Here is a 15,576-nt window from a genome sequence, read left to right as displayed (position 1 = left end):
CCATGCCGCAATTTCGGCGCGCGGGCCGTTGCGCGCCCGGATCAATCGTTACAGGGGAAATCATGAAGCGTTTTTCGTTCGCCGCGCTGGCAGCGGCGCTGGTCGCTGCGTGCCCGCAGGGTGCTGTTGCCGCCTCGTATTACCAGATCGCCTCCAGGGGCGACCACGACCGCGACGGCTACTACGTCGACGTCGATTCGGAAAGCCGGCCCAAGGGCTACGTGCGGATCAACGTGTTCGAACGCAAGCACTTCATGGATATGGAGATGTCCCTGCTGTACACGATGGAGTTCGACTGCAGCGGGCGACGCAGCCGCGAAATCAGGTCGGTCCAGTTCGGCTCGGATGGAGACAAGATCGGGGAGAGCATCGACTTCCACGGTTTCAGCGACGACGTCCCGGACGACCAGAAGCTCGCGATGGAGCAAGTGCGGGGTGACCATGCCTTGCAGGAGCCGGTCGAGGGCATGGTGCTGGACTTCGTGTGCGGCTCGAGCGAATACCGCGAGCGTCATCCGTATGTGGGCAGGAAGCCCTGACCAGGTGCACCCGCGCCCGTTGCCCGAGGCGGCTCCGCGGCCTATCCAGAATCCACTCAGGAGGCAGGCAGTGAAGACATGTTTCGCGATTTTGACGGCGATGGTATCGGCATGCGCGGCGCTGCCGTGCGCCGCCGCGGACGGCGAGCCCTGGATGTGCCGGTACAAGGGTTATACGGAAGCGGGCGAGTACTACTACATCGCGGTGAAGCCCTTCGACGGCGACGCCGGACAGGGGCAGCAGCTCAACAACCACGACTTCGCCGAGGCGCTGTTCGACGACTTGGCACCGGGCAAGCGTTTCTCCGGCGAGACCGCCTGTGCCCAGCGCCCGCGCGACGTTACCGAGCAATGGTTCAAGAAGCTGCTCGCAGGCGATGACATGTTCAGCTCGCCCTACAACACGACGCTGGCCGAATGGCGCGATGGCCGCATCGTCAAGCTGCCCTGGCCCAAGTCGGCGAAGTAGGCGCCGCGAAGCCGCGTGCAAGGCCCGCTACGCGGGCCTTTTGCATGCGGTCAGCGTGGCCCGAAGCTCTGCGCATTCGCCATGACGCCATCAGCACGCACCCGCGGCAAGAATGGATCGTCCACACGGATCGATCCCGATGCCGAAATCCGCCACCCTGCTGGTCATCCGCCACGCCGAGAAGTCCGACGATCCCGATGACACCGGCCTGACGCCCGCGGGACAGGCGCGGGCGCATGCCTACATCGCCTACTTCCAGACACTCACCCTCGACTCGGAACAGATCGCGCCGCCGTCGTGGTTGATCGCCAAGGCCAATGAGGCGGAGAGCCGGCGCGCGGTGCTGACGCTGGAGCCGCTGGCGGCCGCGCTCGGCTTGCCGATCGACAGCGAGCTGCGCGAAGAGCAGACCCGGGAGCTGGCCCAACGCCTGCGCGAGGAGGCGCGCTACGACGGCGCCACCACGCTGGTGTGCTGGTCCCACAAGCACCTGCCGAAGCTGGCCAAGGCGCTGGGCGCGCCGAAGTCATTGCTGCCCGACGACTGGCCGGAGGACGTGTTCGACTGGCTGCTGCGCCTGGATTACGACGCCGCCGGCGAGCTCGCCTCGGCGACGCGGCACGCACAGCGATTGATGTTCGGCGACTGCGCCACTTTGCAGTGAGGCGCGAGGGACAGCCATCCCAGTGACGGAGGTTGGCTGGCCTCCATCGCGTAGACGCGATGGGTGTCGATTTCCTCATTCGTCAGTTGACCGCGCCCGGCCCGCTCCAGCGGGCCGGCGACAGCACCCGTGTTACCGGGGCGCTGGTGCACTCACTTGGCCAGAACTACCAGTGGTTTCCCTTTTTCGACGATATACGTCGCGAGTTCCGAGCCTTTGCCACTGCCGACGTTCTTCGCCCCGTGTTTCACTCCAGCCGGGATGAACAAGACCTCGCCGGCTTTGAGCCTCATCGCTCCCTTGCCCTCGACCTGATACTCCCATTCGCCTTCGAGCACATAGATGATCTCCTCGCCGGGATGCGAGTGCAGTGGGAACGTCACTCCCGGGTCAAGATCGACGCGCACCTGGATCATCTCGCGCCCGGGGGCGCTCAGGTCATGCCTTTGCAGCTCGGTGCGTTTGACTCCCTGCTGCTGGGCTGACGCAGCGTTCACCGCCAAACCGCTCGCGACGACCAGCGTCGTTACCGCAATGATTCGAGTCGCTTTCACATGAGTCTCCTTGACAGGGCTGGAGCACCAGCCAGGTAAGGCCGGCGGGGCTCCCATGGGCGATCTTGCGTTTGCTAATGGCGAACAGGAGTAATGCTGAAGCTCAGGATGTTCTCGTCTTTCGATAGTTGTTCCGCCATATGGGCTGGAGACAAAGCGCGGGACCGCTCAAGCGCTACGACTCCAAATCTCCATACCGCTTGCTTGTCGCTGACAGTAATGGTCAGGCTCTCCTTGAGCACGCGGTAGCCCCGGACTTCGCCTCTATGGACAACCTCTTCCAGATCGGGTGGATGCCCCTCGCGGAACTTGACCGTGATGTCCAGCGACGCTCGACCTGGAAGCCGAGCTTCTATCTTTTGCAGGAACGACATGGACGCGGCGCATAGCAGGGCCAGCAAAAGGGCGGCAGGGTAAAAACCCGTGCCGAGCAGGATGCCAACAGCAGAAACCGCCCAGATGGATGCCGCGGTCGTAAGGCCCCTGATGCTCAGGCCATCCTTCACGATGACGCCGGCGCACAGAAAGCCGATGCCGGTGACGATGCCCTGGACGATGCGAGTCGGGTCGGCCGTGGCACGTACGTTCATGCCGCCGTACCACAGCGGCGCGAAGCCAACGAATATGGTCAACGCCGTCGAAGCCATGCACACCAATCCGTAGGTGCGCATCCCAGCCGCCCTGCCCTGATAGGAACGCTCATACCCGACCAGCATCCCGAGCAGCAGGGCGCCCACCATGTTCAATCCAATGAAGGCGTTGGCGGCGAGGATGTCGCCTCCCCAATACTGGTACAGAGACTGGGAAAACATCGGAAGTCTCCCTGACGCAGGGCGCTCGCTCATTATCAGCAGAAATGAGTGGAACCTGCGTGTTCGGTGAAGAAATGGGAGTCCGCGTACCCCGGGTAAGCGCAGCGCACCCGGGTACTCGTCATGCTGCAGGCAGAGCGAACCGCCTAGGGTTCATATCTCCCACGCGCGGCGGCGCGGCTCGGAATTCCGGTGCATTGTTCTTGTCGCAGCGGAGTTACGATCCCGGATATAGCACGGAGAACCGCTGTGCCCGATCTCCACGAACGCGTCTCCACCAGTTTCTCCGCCCAGGGGTTGATGACGACCTTGGGCGCGCAACTGGTTCACGTCGCCCCGGGTGAAGTGCGGATCGCGCTGCTGCCCCGCCCGGAGCTGTCGCAGCAACACGGCTACATCCATGCCGGAGCCATCACCAGCGTGCTGGACAGTGCCTGCGGCTACGCCGCTTTGACTGTCGCGCCGGCAGGCTGTGACGTACTCACCGTCGAGTTCAAGATCAACTTCGTCCGCCCCGCCGTTGCCGACCGGTTCGTGGCCGTCGGCAAGGTCACGAAAGCGGGCAAGACCCTGACGGTCTGCCAGGGCGAGGTGATCGGCGAACAGGGCTCGCGCCAGGAAATCATCGCAGTGATGCAAGCCACGATCATCAACTTGCCGGCCACTAATTGAGCGAGTCCCGATAGCAAAAGGCCCCGCACCTGCGGGGCCTTCATTGCGTCATGCGGGAGACGTGTTGAAGCGCGAACGCCGCGACGTCACTTTCCCGCCTGCCGATTCGTCGCCGGCGCCGGCGCATACCCTTCCACTCCGAACTGCCAGAGCATGAAGCTGATCAGGTCGGCGCGCTCGCGGTTGACCGAGCTCTGCGTCGAGCCGATGCCGTGGCCGGAGTCGTAGTCGATATTGAGCAGCACCGGTTTGCCGCTGTTGCTGGCGTGTTGCAGCCGCGACGCCATCTTCGCCGAGTGCCACACCGCCACGCGCGGATCGTTGAAGCCGTGCGACAGCATCACCGCGGGGAACGGCGTGCCGTCGTGCACCTTCTGGTACGCGCTCATGCCGACCAGTGACTTGAAGCCATCCTCGGTGTTGGGATCGCCGAACTCGGGCCAGTTCACCGGCCCGTTGGGATCGCGCAGCGCGGCGCCCACCGAATCCAGCACGCCCACCTGCGGCATCACTGCACCGAACAGGTCGGGGCGTTCGATCAGCGCGTTACCGATCAGGATGCCGCCGGCGCTGCCGCCGGAGATGCCCAGGTGCGAGGGCGAGGTGTACTTCTCGCGCACCAGGTAGTCGGCGCAGGCGATGAAGTCCTTCCAGGTGTTGGCCTTGGTCGCCTGGAAGCCGGCGCGGTACCAGGCCTCTCCTTTCTCGCCGCCGCCGCGCACGTGGCAGAACGCGCGCACGAAGCCGCGATCGAAGTAGGCGAAGTGCGCCGGCACCAGCGCCGGGTTGGTGCTGATGCCATAGGCGCCATAGCCCTGCAGGAACGTGGGATTGTTGCCATCGCGCTTGAGGTCGCGGCGATGCACGATCGACAGCGGCACCAGCGCGCCGTCGTAGCTGGGCACCTGCACGATCGTCGCTTCCAGTTGACTGGCGTCCATGCCGGCCGGTGGCGGCTGCAGGTTGGTGGCGTGCACGCGGCCTGCGCCGTCGATGCGCATCACGTCGGCGAAGTGCGCCCAGCCCACGCCGCCAACCACGATCCCGTCGACCTTGTCCTGCACCGCGTAGGGAAACACCGAGTCCATCCCCGGCAGCGCGACCACGCTGGGCTTGCCGCCCTGCCACGGCAGGCGGTCGAGCTCCATGCCCACGCCGCTGGCGGTCTTGGCCGTGTAGTACAACGCGTTGCCACTGTAATAGACCTCGTCCAGCGGCAGCGCGCCTTCGGCGACCACGGTCGTGCGCTTGCCGTCCGCCAGCGCGAAGCGTTCGATCTCGCGGTTGGGTTTGCGCGCGGTGAGCAGGTACAGCGCGTTGTCGTGGATGACGAAGCTGCGCGCCTGCTCGTCGCTGCCCACGAGCTTGCGCCAGTGGATGCGCTCGCCGCCGAGTTCGGAGCGCGGCGCGGCGAACAGGGTCAGCCGGTTGTCGACCGAGGCGGGCATGCCGATCAGCCAGTCGCTTTCGGCGCTGGCGATGACGATGGGCAACTGCCCCGGTGCAATGCCCAGCGACGCGTCGTAGCGGTTACCGAATACGAGGCGGTCGCGGGCGATGTCCTGGCCCAGGGTGTGCAGGTAGGCCTGGCTGTTGAGCTGGTGCTCGGCCTGGTTCATGCCGGGGCCGACTTCGTTCTCGCGGTTGTAGAAGAAGGCGCTCGAATCGGGCAGCCAGGAAATGCCGAAACGCACGCGGCTGATCGGCCCCTCCACGACCTTGCCGGTGGCCAGGTCGATGACGTAGGCCGAGGCCATCTCGGAGCCCGATTCCGACAGACCGACGACGGCGTGGCGACCATCGGGCGAGGGCTCGGCGTAGTTCATGGCGTGCGGCTTGCCAGTGCGCTTGCGCCAGTCTTCCGGATCCAACAGCAGCCTATCCTTGCCTTCCCAGCCCTCGCGCAGGTACAGCTTGGCGACGTCCTGTCCTGCGTCCTGGCGCTGGATCAGCAGGCGTTCGCCGCGCATCAGCACGACGGCGTCGACGTTGCTGGCGGTGGTGTTCTCGAGCCGCTCGACGTCGGCCAGCACCTGGGCGCGGGCCGGGATCGCATCGAGGACCGAACGCGTGCGATCCGCCTGGGCGCGGATCCAGTCCTGTGCATCCTTGCTCTTGAGGTCTTCCAACCAGCGGTCGGGGTCCTGCAGGGTGATGCCGAAATGGGTCTCGCTGGCCGCGTGCACCGAGGGCGGAGCAGCGGGCGGGGGCGGAACGGCGGATGCGGCGGCCAGCTGGCCGGCAAGCAACAGCGTGAGCATGGGCATGGTGGTGTACTCCTCGGGAGAGTGGCTGCGGGTTGCTTGAATACCCAACGATCAGCGGGCGCGCGATCGGCCAGCCCGCGGCGGCGGCAGTGCTCGTCGCGGCCATCGGCTGCGCCGCCTGCGGATCCCGCCCGAGAACAACAACTCGCTCCGGCTCAGGACTTCTTTTTCTTCTTGCCGTGCTTCGCCTTCTTCTCAGCGGCCCGTTTCTCCGCGGCCTGCCGCGCACGCACGCTTTCGATTTCTGCCGGCAGCTCCCGTTGCAGCAGGACGAGGAACTCCGCCACCGCGTCGCTGTCGATCGGCGCGCCGCGCGATGAGGTGGCGGTGACCTTCGTCGTCAAGCGCGTGATCGTCGCGGACGCCGGCAATGCCTTCGTGAGGACCAGGAACTCCTCTCCGCGGTAGCGCAGGGCGTAGAGGTCGAGCATCTGCGCGCGGCCCTGGTACTCCACGCCCAGCGTGCGCACCGCGATCTGACCGACCGCGTTCCAGGTGTCGAGCTTCTCCGCTTCGATGGTGAATTCGCCGCGCGTGGTGGTCGGCGGCGGCAAGACGATCTCGACCGGCGGCGCCACGGCCTCCGGCGCACGCGCTTGCTTGCCGACCGTGTCGCAGCCGGCGGCCACGCTGGCGAACAGGAGCAGCAGGGCAAGGCGTACTGGCATCGGGTGGGTTCGTCCGGGTCGGAGGATGGAGCGCATGGGGATCTCTTTGCGATGCGCCGGCGTTGCGAGGGGAGGGAGTGAGGGCTCAGGCGAAGAATGAGGGGGCTCGGGCGAAGGCGCCGTTGACGCGCGTGCCGGGAGATTCCGGCCATCCACCTGGCATTGCCGGTCGCCGGCGTTCCCCCTGACTGACGCCGGGTGTATTTTCCGATGGCCGAGGTGGTGGTCCCGCTTGTTGGGTCCCCGGAAAGGATTCAGCCGGCACAGGACCCGAACAGAACACACACATGCCGCCCGTAGACGCGAATCCACGCTTGCTCGAAGTGATCCGGACCCAGACCGAGATCGCCAAGCTCGGCCATGACCTGGGCAGCGTGATGGATCTGGTGGCAGAACGGACCCAGCACCTGACCGGCGCGGACGGCGCGGTGGTGGAGCTCGCCGAGGAGACCGACATGGTCTATCGCGCGGCGACCGGCTCGGCGACCGCGCACCTCGGGATGCGCCTTGCGCGCGACAACAGCCTGTCCGGCTTGTGCATCGCCGCCGGCGCGCCGTTGAACTGCACGGACTCCGAAACCGATCCCAGGGTGAATGTCGAAGCCTGCCGCAAGATCGGCTTGCGCTCGATGATCGTGGTGCCGTTGCATCACCACAACACCGTGGTCGGCGTGCTCAAGGTGCTTTCCTCCCGACCCAACAAGTTCGATGACGACGACCTGCACCTGCTTGGGCTGATGTCCGGACTGATCGCCGCCGCGATGTTCCATGCCACCCGGTTGGGCGCGAGCGAGTTGTTCATCCAGGCCACGCACGATGCGCTCACGGGCCTGCCCAATCGCGCGCTCTTCTTCGAGCGGTTGCAGCTGTGCCTCGCACAGGCCCGACGCGAGAATCGTCGCTTCGGCGTGCTCAACCTCGACATGGACGGCCTCAAGCAGATCAACGACAACCTCGGTCACCGCGCGGGCGATGCGGCGTTGCAGGCATTTGCCACGCGCCTGCGCCAATGCGCACGTGCAGTCGACACCGTGGCCAGGGTGGGGGGCGATGAGTTCGCCGTCATCCTGTCGCAGGTGGAAAGCCGCGACGTCGCGGCCACTTGCGTCCAGCGCTACGCCGAAGCCATCAGGCGCGAAGGCTTCGCGTTCGAGAACACGCCGTTGCCGCTCGACGCCAGCATCGGCCAGGCGCTCTATCCAGACGATGCTGAAGACCTGGCGAGCCTGCTCGACCGGGCGGACCAGGCCATGTACGCGACCAAGCGGGCGAAGAAGGCTGCCCTGGCGGGCGCGTAGTCTGTGTGCGGGCTGGTCGGTATATCTCTCGCGCGCACCACGCCACCCATTCCCGCATGAGCGAAACCAACGTCGAAGATCTGTTCGTCGAAGTCCCGGGTGGGCAGGTGTTCGTGCGCCGATGGGGACGCGGGCACGCATCGTCGCTCCCGGTCGTGCTGCTGCACGACTCGCTCGGCAGCGTGGAGCAATGGCGCGACTTTCCGGCCCTGCTGGTGCATCGCCTGGACCGGTCGGTGATCGCGTACGACAGGCTCGGCTTCGGCCGATCCTCCGCGCGCGGCGAACGGCCATCGATCCATTTCATCGCGGAAGAGGCCGACCTCCATTTTCCCGCGCTGTGCCGTGGGCTCGGACTGGAGGCCTATGGGTTGTTCGGCCATAGCGTGGGTGGTGCGATGGCGCTGGCGATCGCGGCGGCGCAGGGCGACCGGTGCCGGTTCGTGGTGACGGAGTCGGCGCAGGCATTCGTCGAACAGCGCACGCTGGATGGCATCGTCGCCGCCAAGGCGCAGTTCGCGCGCGACGAACAGTTCGCGCGGCTCGCGCGATGGCACGGCGACAAGGCGGCGTGGGTGCTGGATGCGTGGACGCAGGTGTGGCTCGATCCGGCATTCGCCGCGTGGAGCCTGGACCGTTGGTTGCCGCAGGTCCGCTGCCCCGTGCTGGCGATCCATGGCGACCGCGACGAATTCGGTTCGGTGGCGTTTCCCGAGCGCATCGCACGCGGCGTGCAGGGCCCGGCGCAGCGGGTGGTGCTCGAGGCTTGTGGCCATGTTCCCCACCGCGAGCAGCCCGAGCGGATGCTGCAGCTGGTATCGCACTTCATCGCGGCGATAGGCGAACAGGCGGTCGGCGAATAAGAGCCGGATCGATCACCCGTGGGGCGTGGCCGTGATCGCCGCGACCAGCGTCCGCACCGCGTCGGCGGGCGCGAGCGCGCTGTCGCGCACGAGGCTGCGCCAACCGAAGAAACTGAGGGCGAGCCGCAACAGCGCACGCGGTGCGGGGGCGAAGCCGCCGCCGAGCACCTCGTCGTACGCCGCCAGGAACGGCCCCCACCTCAGTTCGACGATCTCGCGCACCAGCGGATGCGATTCGGCATCGCGCAGCACGCAGCCGGCCAGGTCGGCGTTGCGGCCATACCAGGCGTACAGCGCGGAGAGGCCAGCCGTGAGGCGCTCGGCGCGGTCGCCGATGTCGCGCCATGTGGCGGCGTCGGGCAGCGGGTCGCGCTCCAGGGAACGCGCGGAGCAGGCCAGCAGCAGGCTGCGCTCGTCCGGGAAATGCGAATAGAAGGTGTTGCGCTGCACGCCGGCGCGCTCGGCGATCAGGCTGAATGTGGTGAACGCGGGGCCGATCTCGCCATGCAGGGCCACGGCCGCCTCGACGATCCGTTGCCGGGTTTCCGCCTGCTGCTCCGCGCGCCGTTTGAGGGTGTAGGTACGGGCCATGTATTCACTATACACGCGTGTGCATCCATATTGACAGCCCGTAATATTGGGAGCACAGTTCTGTTCGCCCAATATTCGGGCGCGTCCGGGCGAGTTCCGGCCGGGCGCCCTCCCTTCCCCCAAGGCAGGTCTCCCATGAATACCCGCGTCGATGAAATCGCTGATGGCATCTTCCGGCTGTCGACCTTCGTGCCCGAAGTGGCGGCGCCCGCCGGCTTCACCTTCAACCAGTTCCTGATCCTCGGGGACGAGCCGCTGCTGTTCCACACCGGGCCGCGCCGGATGTTTCCCCTGGTGCGCGAAGCCGTGGGCCGGCTCATGCCGCCGGAGAAACTGCGCTGGCTCTCGTTCGGGCATGTGGAAGCCGATGAGTGCGGAGCCATGAACGAGTGGCTCGCAATCGCGCCTCACGCGCTGGTGGCGCACGGCGAAACCGCCGTCTCGGTGTCGTTGAACGACCTGGCGGACCGCGCGCCGCGCATGCTTCGGGACGGCGAAGTCATCGATCTGGGCGGCGGCAAGCGGGTGCGCTACCTCGACACGCCGCATACGCCCCACGCGTGGGAAGCGGCCGTGGTGTACGAGGAGTCGACCGGCACCCTGCTGTGCGGCGACCTGTTCACGCAGGTGGGCGACGGCCCGGCGCTGGTATCCGGCGATATCGTCGGCCCGGCCATCGTTGCCGAAGACCTGTTCCGCTATTCCTCGCTCAATCCGAACATGGGCACGACGATCCGCTCGCTCGCAGGACTGTCCCCGCGCACGCTGGGGCTGATGCACGGCCCCGCGTTTTCAGGCGACGGCGGCACGGCTTTGCGCGCGTTGGCGGATGACTACGATCGTCGGGCGCAACTGCGGGAAGTTGCTGCGGAGGCGGCGTAGCGGTCACGGCGCTGATGCCCGGGATATCGCCTGAATCAAGCCGGGCCGCGAAGCGGCTTCGGCTTGCTTGAATATTTGTCAGTCCTTCGAGCGGTTGCGGGTGGCAGTAAACAACCACGACGCCAAAGCGAGGGACGGAAGCACCAGGAAGGTCAAGGCGTGCGGAGCCTGAAGCACGGCGGAGGCAACGATCGCGGAGGCCCACAACAGCGAGTTCGTGATTTGCAGCTCTTTGCTCACGACGATCTCCAATGGATGAGGCGGCAGAAGCCCGCGTGTTGAGCAGGCGGGTCGTACAGCGCGGTTATACAGGCGCGTTTGTACAGGTGCGTTGTACAGGTGCCTTACGGGAGCAGCGTCATCGGCGCTCGATGGCGGCGCGTCAGCCCAGCCCCGCCAGTTGGCGGGTCACATCGGCCGCGGCCATCGCGGGAAAGCCGCCGGGCCGGGTGCCTGACCACAGCGGGGTGAAGTCATCCAGTCCGCGTGCCTCCGCCGTGGCGCGCAATGGCGCCAGCGCCTGCGCCGCCCACGGAAATGCCGGGGGCAGGGCCGATACCGCGCCCAGGTCGCGCATGAGGCGATTGACCAGGCCGCGTGCAGGTCGACCGGTGAACAGATTGGTGATCGCGGTGTCGCGTCCGGACTGCAGCAGCGCCGCCCGGTGCACCGCCGTGGTGGTCGCTTCGGGACACAACAGATAAGCCGAGCCGGCCTGGACGGCGGCTGCGCCCGCCACGAGCAGGGCTTGCACTTCGGCTCGGCTTCCCACGCCGCCGGCGGCGATCACCGGCACCGTAAGGTTGCGGCACAACGCGGTAACGAGTTCGATCGTCGACGGTTGCCCGACCAGGTCGTCGGCGAGGAAGTGCCCGCGGTGGCCGCCGGCTTCGATGCCCTGGGCGATGACGGCATCGACACCGTGGCGCTGCAGCCAAAGACCCTCGGCCAATGTCGTGGCCGAAGCCAATACCACCGCGCCCCAGGCCTTGATCCGCGCAAGCAGCGGCGCCTCCGGCAGACCGAAATGGAAACTGACCACCTGGGGGCGGAACGGCGCGAGCAGATCCACGGTCGCCGCATCGATCGGTAGACGCGCGCCGGCCTGTGACGGCGCAGGGGGCTCGATGCCGAACTCCTGGTAATACGGGGCGAGCGTGTGCTGCCAGCGCTGCGCTTCCACGGGATCGGGCGCTGCCATGGCGTGGCAGAAAAAGTTGAGATTGATCGGCCGCGGATGCGCGGCGAACTTCTGCAGCGTGATCTGGAGCTGGTCCGGACTCAGCAGCGCGCACGGCATGGAACCGAGCCCCCCGGCCCCGGACACCGCGAGCGCCAGTGCCTCGTCCTGGACGCCCGCCATGGGCGCCTGCACGAGCGGCAAATCAACACCGAGCATCGAGGTGATGGCGCTCATCGCGGCTCCCTGTAGATCGGGTGTGCAAGCTTACGACCGGCGACCGCCTGATGCCGAAAGCGGGCAGGGAATACGGATCCGGCTGGCAGGAACCCAAAGAATTCATGGCCTTGTAGCGCGGCTGTCATCGAAATGTGATGGCCCGCGGGGGCTTGTGATGGCGTGTTCAAGCCGCCGGTGGCGGGCGTGGTCACGGTAGGAGCAGGGGAGTTCGGCAGGGGCGGCGTTGCCGTCGGGAGCCGCCCCCGTTCCCTTCAACCGAGAACCGCCATGTCTGCGACGCCCAATAAACTGCAACGCCGTTTTCTCACCGTAGCGCTCCTGTCCGTCCTGGCCTCGCCGGTCTATGCAGGCACCAACTGCCAGCTCGTCGACGACGCCGGCGTTCCGCTTCCCATCGACAGCACCGCCCCGGGCGCCGAGGCGCTGGCCTGCGGTCCGGACGCCAAGGCCAACGGTGCCGGCGCTACGGCGATCGGCGACGAGACCACCGCCAGTGGCAAGAACACCACGGCGATCGGTTCCTGGATCGACCTCGACGGTGACGGCCTGGTCGACCCGAACGAGATCACCTGGGCCAACGGCAACAACGCCACCGCCGTCGGCGCCGCCGCCCAGGCGCTGGGCACCGGAACCGTGGCCGTGGGCGTGCAGTCGGTGGCCACCGGCAACAACAGCATTGCGGTGGGCAACCAGGCCCAGACCCAGTCGCTGAACACCACCACCACCAAGACCACCGTGCAGGGCACGCCCAACACGGTCACCACGACGACCACGACCAGCAACGGTCCGGCCAGCAATGCCAACAGCATCGCGATCGGCAACGCTTCGCGTGCGAACGGCAACAGCGACATCGCGATGGGCAACGGCGCGACGGTGGAGAACACCATCAACTCGGTGACTGCGACCACCACCGCCGGCGTGACCACGATGGTGCAGACCACGCTCTCGACGCCCACGCAGAACGCCATCGCCATCGGCACCTCGGCCAAGGCGAACGGCAACAGCACCGTCGTCATCGGCAACGGTGCACGCGCCGATGCGCGCGTCGGCACGCTCATCACCGGGTTCGGTGATGTCAGCCCGGTCTACACCTCGGGCGTGGCCACCAACTCGACGGTCATCGGCGCCGGTGCGGCATCGCAGGGCACCAACAACGTCGTGATCGGCGCGGGCGCTACGACGTCGGGCGACACCATCCTGAGGCAGGTCGATGCCTCCGGAAATCCCCTCAAGGATCCGGTCACCGGCTACACGCTCTACCTGCCCATCATGAAGGACACGAACTCCACCGTGGTCGGCTTCTCCGCCGGCGCGGCGCGCGGGTGGGGCACGGCATTCGGCAACGGTGCGATCGCCTACGGATGGCAGTCCCAGGCCATCGGTACGTACGCCTACTCCGTTGGCCAGGGCTCGAGCGCCGTCGGCAGCTACCTCGATTGGGGTACGGCGTTCGGCAGTCCGGCGCGGCCCAATCCCAGCTTCAGTGGCCAGTACGGCCGCGCGGTGGCACTGGGCATCGGCGCGCAATCCTTCGGCAGCGCCACCTACACGTGGGGCAACTACGACACGGCCGTCGGCCCCGCTGCCTCCACCAGCGACTTCGACAGCACGCAGGGCGGCACCGGCAAGTACAACTCGCTGGATCCGACCGTCATCAACGGCGCGGCCGCGCTGGGCTTCAAGGCGGACGCGCACGGCCATTCCAGCGTCGCGATCGGCCTGCTGAGCGAGGCCCACGACGTCAAGGCGATCGCCGTTGGCTCGGAAAGCGTGGCCTGGGGCATCGACAGCATCGCGCTCGGTGATTCCGCCATCGCCACCTGGCACCAGGACATCGCCATCGGCATGGGCGCGGAGGCGTGGGGCGGTTTCGGCATCGCGAATACCGCGTTCGGTATCGGCGCCCACGTGGGCGTGGCTGGTGGTGCGGACATCAACAACGCCATGGCCTTCGGCACCGATGCCGCCGCCATGGCCGACGGTGCCGTCGCCTTCGGCAACGTCGCACAGGCCATGGGTGCATCCGCCTCGGCCTATGGCGACGGCAGCCAGGCGATGAACCTGTACTCCTCGGCGTTCGGCGCCTACGCCTATGCCGGCGGCGACTACGCCACCGCCATGGGCACCAACGCGTTCGCCATCGGCCTCAACAGTGTGGCCGCCGGCTACAACAGCGCCGCCAATGGCGATGACAGCGTCGCGCTGGGCAGCTTTGCCGTGGCCGACGCAGCCTCCGCCACCGCGCTCGGCAACGGCGCGATGGTCCTGGCGGACAACGCCATCGCGATCGGCTCCAACTCGCTGGCCGATCGTGTCGGCACGGTGTCGGTGGGCGCCATTGGGGCCGAACGTCAGGTCACCAACGTCGCGGCCGGTACTGAGGCGACCGATGCGGTCAACAAGGGCCAGCTCGACGTGGTGAGCGATGCGGCGAACACCGCGCAGACGACGGCGGACACCGCATTGGCGGCGGCGAACACGGCGCAGACGACGGCGGATACCGCGCAGACGACGGCGGACACCGCATTGACGGCGGCCAACACCGCGCAGGCGACGGCGGACACCGCGCTGACGGCGGCGAACACCGCGCAGACGACGGCCAACAATGCGCAGACGACGGCGGACAACGCACTGGCCGCGGCCGGGGGTGCGCAGACGACGGCGGACGCTGCACAGAGCGTCGCAGGCACCGCGTTGACGGCGGCGAACACCGCACAGACGACAGCGGACACCGCGCTGGCGGCGGCGAACACCGCGCAGACGACGGCGGACACCGCACTGGCCGCGGCCGGGGGTGCGCAGACGACGGCGGACGCTGCACAGAGCGTCGCAGGCACCGCGTTGACGGCGGCGAATACCGCGCAGACGACAGCGGACACCGCGCTGACGGCGGCGAACACCGCACAAACGACAGCAGACACCGCGCTGACAGTGGCGGGCAATGCGCAATCGACTGCGGACACCGCGCTGACAGCGGCGGGCAATGCACAAGCGACTGCGGACAACGCCATGTCTGCTGCCAGCAACGCAGTGGGCACCGCCGTGACGCAGGCCAACGCCTACACCGACCAGCAGGTTGCCGGCGTACTCGACACGGCGGTGGCCAGTGCTACCGCGGTGGCCGCTACCGGGGATGCCGCCACGCTGACCTCGGCCAATGCCCATACCGACTCCACCGCAGTGCAGACGCTGGCTTCGGCCAATACCCATACCGACTCCACCGCAGTGCAGACGCTGGCTTCGGCCAATGCCCATACCGACTCAGCCGCAGTGCAGACGCTGACTTCGGCCAATGCCCATACCGACTCCGCCGCAGTGCAGACGCTGGCGTCGGCCAATGCCCATGCCGACTCCACCGCAGTGCAGACGCTGGCTTCGGCCAATGCCCATACCAACTCCACCGCAGTGCAGACGCTGTCGTCGGCCAATGCCTACACGGACTCCACCGCAGTACAGACGCTGGCCTCGGCCAATGTCTACACCGACAGCACGGCCACGCAGACGCTGACCCGCGCCAACGCCTACACCGATAGCCGCCTCCAGGCGATGGATGACCAGTTCCTGGATATCAGCAATCGCCTGGGCCAGCAGGACCAGCGCATCGACCGCGAGGGCGCAATGAACGCCGCGATGATGAACATGGCGATCAATGCGGCCAACAGCCGCAGCCCGCGTGGCCGCATCGGCGTGGGTGCCGGCTGGCAGAACGGCGAGAGCGCGTTGTCGGTCGGCTACTCCAAGCAGATCGGCGAACGTGCCTCGTTCTCGCTCGGCGGCGCCTTCAGCAGCGACGACACCTCGGCCGGCATCGGCTTCGGTATCGATCTGTAACCCATCCGTACACGCGGCGCCCGATCCCGGGCGCCGCGATCAATCG

General features: G+C 67.1%; 15 protein-coding genes. 8 read left to right on the top strand and 7 right to left on the bottom strand.

Annotation, left to right across the window (positions count from 1 at the left end; translation table 11 throughout):
- The first annotated feature begins 62 nt into the window (after nt 1-62).
- The 3 genes from ACYVGE_RS10295 (at nt 63) to ACYVGE_RS10285 (ending at nt 1,672) form a co-directional block, all read left to right on the top strand.
- On the top strand, nt 63-539 hold the full coding sequence (locus tag ACYVGE_RS10295) for a hypothetical protein (RefSeq protein WP_460729579.1): 477 nt from the start codon (nt 63-65) through the stop codon (nt 537-539).
- Between the two features lie 70 nt (nt 540-609).
- Nucleotides 610-1,008, top strand: a complete 399-nt coding sequence (locus ACYVGE_RS10290) for a hypothetical protein (protein WP_460729577.1) — start codon at nt 610-612, stop codon at nt 1,006-1,008.
- A gap of 139 nt (nt 1,009-1,147) precedes the next feature.
- A complete protein-coding gene (locus tag ACYVGE_RS10285) occupies nt 1,148-1,672 on the top strand; it encodes a flagellar basal body-associated protein FliL (RefSeq protein ID WP_460729575.1) in 525 nt (174 codons plus the stop codon).
- A gap of 152 nt (nt 1,673-1,824) precedes the next feature.
- On the opposite strand, the gene ACYVGE_RS10280 is transcribed toward ACYVGE_RS10285, so the two are convergent.
- The gene (locus tag ACYVGE_RS10280; protein ID WP_460729573.1) at nt 1,825-2,226 is read right to left on the bottom strand and encodes a cupin domain-containing protein; all 402 of its coding nucleotides are present in this window, start codon (nt 2,224-2,226) and stop codon (nt 1,825-1,827) included.
- A 74-nt stretch (nt 2,227-2,300) separates the two neighbouring features.
- A complete protein-coding gene (locus ACYVGE_RS10275; RefSeq protein WP_460729571.1) occupies nt 2,301-3,038 on the bottom strand; it encodes an MgtC/SapB family protein in 738 nt (245 codons plus the stop codon).
- A 249-nt stretch (nt 3,039-3,287) separates the two neighbouring features.
- On the opposite strand from ACYVGE_RS10275, the gene ACYVGE_RS10270 reads away from it, so the two are divergent.
- Nucleotides 3,288-3,710: a PaaI family thioesterase gene (locus ACYVGE_RS10270; RefSeq protein WP_460729569.1), complete on the top strand. Its 423-nt coding sequence runs from the start codon at nt 3,288-3,290 to the stop codon at nt 3,708-3,710.
- A gap of 86 nt (nt 3,711-3,796) precedes the next feature.
- Here ACYVGE_RS10270 and ACYVGE_RS10265 read toward each other — a convergent pair whose 3' ends face one another.
- Both ACYVGE_RS10265 and ACYVGE_RS10260 read right to left on the bottom strand, forming a co-directional pair.
- Nucleotides 3,797-5,977: a prolyl oligopeptidase family serine peptidase gene (locus tag ACYVGE_RS10265; protein ID WP_460729567.1), complete on the bottom strand. Its 2,181-nt coding sequence runs from the start codon at nt 5,975-5,977 to the stop codon at nt 3,797-3,799.
- Between the two features lie 155 nt (nt 5,978-6,132).
- Complete coding sequence (locus tag ACYVGE_RS10260) at nt 6,133-6,645, bottom strand: hypothetical protein (protein WP_460729565.1); 513 nt, start codon at nt 6,643-6,645, stop codon at nt 6,133-6,135.
- Nucleotides 6,646-6,932: 287 nt separating this feature from the next.
- Between ACYVGE_RS10260 and ACYVGE_RS10255 the strand changes: the two genes are divergently transcribed.
- On the top strand, nt 6,933-7,943 hold the full coding sequence (locus ACYVGE_RS10255) for a diguanylate cyclase domain-containing protein (RefSeq protein ID WP_460729563.1): 1,011 nt from the start codon (nt 6,933-6,935) through the stop codon (nt 7,941-7,943).
- A gap of 56 nt (nt 7,944-7,999) precedes the next feature.
- Entirely contained in the window at nt 8,000-8,806 is an 807-nt protein-coding gene (locus ACYVGE_RS10250) for an alpha/beta fold hydrolase (protein WP_460729561.1), read from the top strand.
- A gap of 12 nt (nt 8,807-8,818) precedes the next feature.
- Here the strand turns inward: ACYVGE_RS10250 and ACYVGE_RS10245 are convergent, their stop codons facing one another.
- Nucleotides 8,819-9,397, bottom strand: a complete 579-nt coding sequence (locus ACYVGE_RS10245; RefSeq protein ID WP_460729559.1) for a TetR/AcrR family transcriptional regulator — start codon at nt 9,395-9,397, stop codon at nt 8,819-8,821.
- Nucleotides 9,398-9,532: 135 nt separating this feature from the next.
- Here ACYVGE_RS10245 and ACYVGE_RS10240 point away from each other — a divergent pair, with 135 nt between their 5' ends.
- Nucleotides 9,533-10,279 (top strand): oxygen-binding di-iron domain-containing protein, encoded by a 747-nt coding sequence (locus ACYVGE_RS10240; protein ID WP_460729557.1) that lies wholly within the window; start codon nt 9,533-9,535, stop codon nt 10,277-10,279.
- A gap of 78 nt (nt 10,280-10,357) precedes the next feature.
- On the opposite strand, the gene ACYVGE_RS10235 is transcribed toward ACYVGE_RS10240, so the two are convergent.
- A complete protein-coding gene (locus ACYVGE_RS10235) occupies nt 10,358-10,519 on the bottom strand; it encodes a hypothetical protein (protein ID WP_460729555.1) in 162 nt (53 codons plus the stop codon).
- Between the two features lie 142 nt (nt 10,520-10,661).
- Entirely contained in the window at nt 10,662-11,696 is a 1,035-nt protein-coding gene (locus tag ACYVGE_RS10230; protein WP_460729553.1) for an NAD(P)H-dependent flavin oxidoreductase, read from the bottom strand.
- Nucleotides 11,697-11,966: 270 nt separating this feature from the next.
- On the opposite strand from ACYVGE_RS10230, the gene ACYVGE_RS10225 reads away from it, so the two are divergent.
- Nucleotides 11,967-15,530, top strand: a complete 3,564-nt coding sequence (locus ACYVGE_RS10225; RefSeq protein ID WP_460729550.1) for a YadA-like family protein — start codon at nt 11,967-11,969, stop codon at nt 15,528-15,530.
- The last annotated feature ends 46 nt before the right edge of the window (nt 15,531-15,576 follow it).

The organism is Lysobacter rhizosphaerae (assembly GCF_054779795.1).
This window is presented reverse-complemented; position numbering and strand designations above follow the sequence as displayed.

Bases quoted from the DNA above. Each gene is read 5' to 3' on its own strand.
- ACYVGE_RS10275 (WP_460729571.1), bottom strand. From the start codon at position 3,038: ATGTTTTCCCAGTCTCTGTACCAGTATTGGGGAGGCGACATCCTCGCC.
- ACYVGE_RS10295 (WP_460729579.1), top strand. From the start codon at position 63: ATGAAGCGTTTTTCGTTCGCCGCGCTGGCAGCGGCGCTGGTCGCTGCG.
- ACYVGE_RS10265 (WP_460729567.1), bottom strand. From the start codon at position 5,977: ATGCCCATGCTCACGCTGTTGCTTGCCGGCCAGCTGGCCGCCGCATCC.
- ACYVGE_RS10225 (WP_460729550.1), top strand. From the start codon at position 11,967: ATGTCTGCGACGCCCAATAAACTGCAACGCCGTTTTCTCACCGTAGCG.
- ACYVGE_RS10285 (WP_460729575.1), top strand. From the start codon at position 1,148: ATGCCGAAATCCGCCACCCTGCTGGTCATCCGCCACGCCGAGAAGTCC.
- ACYVGE_RS10250 (WP_460729561.1), top strand. From the start codon at position 8,000: ATGAGCGAAACCAACGTCGAAGATCTGTTCGTCGAAGTCCCGGGTGGG.
- ACYVGE_RS10230 (WP_460729553.1), bottom strand. From the start codon at position 11,696: ATGAGCGCCATCACCTCGATGCTCGGTGTTGATTTGCCGCTCGTGCAG.
- ACYVGE_RS10255 (WP_460729563.1), top strand. From the start codon at position 6,933: ATGCCGCCCGTAGACGCGAATCCACGCTTGCTCGAAGTGATCCGGACC.
- ACYVGE_RS10245 (WP_460729559.1), bottom strand. From the start codon at position 9,397: ATGGCCCGTACCTACACCCTCAAACGGCGCGCGGAGCAGCAGGCGGAA.
- ACYVGE_RS10260 (WP_460729565.1), bottom strand. From the start codon at position 6,645: ATGCCAGTACGCCTTGCCCTGCTGCTCCTGTTCGCCAGCGTGGCCGCC.
- ACYVGE_RS10240 (WP_460729557.1), top strand. From the start codon at position 9,533: ATGAATACCCGCGTCGATGAAATCGCTGATGGCATCTTCCGGCTGTCG.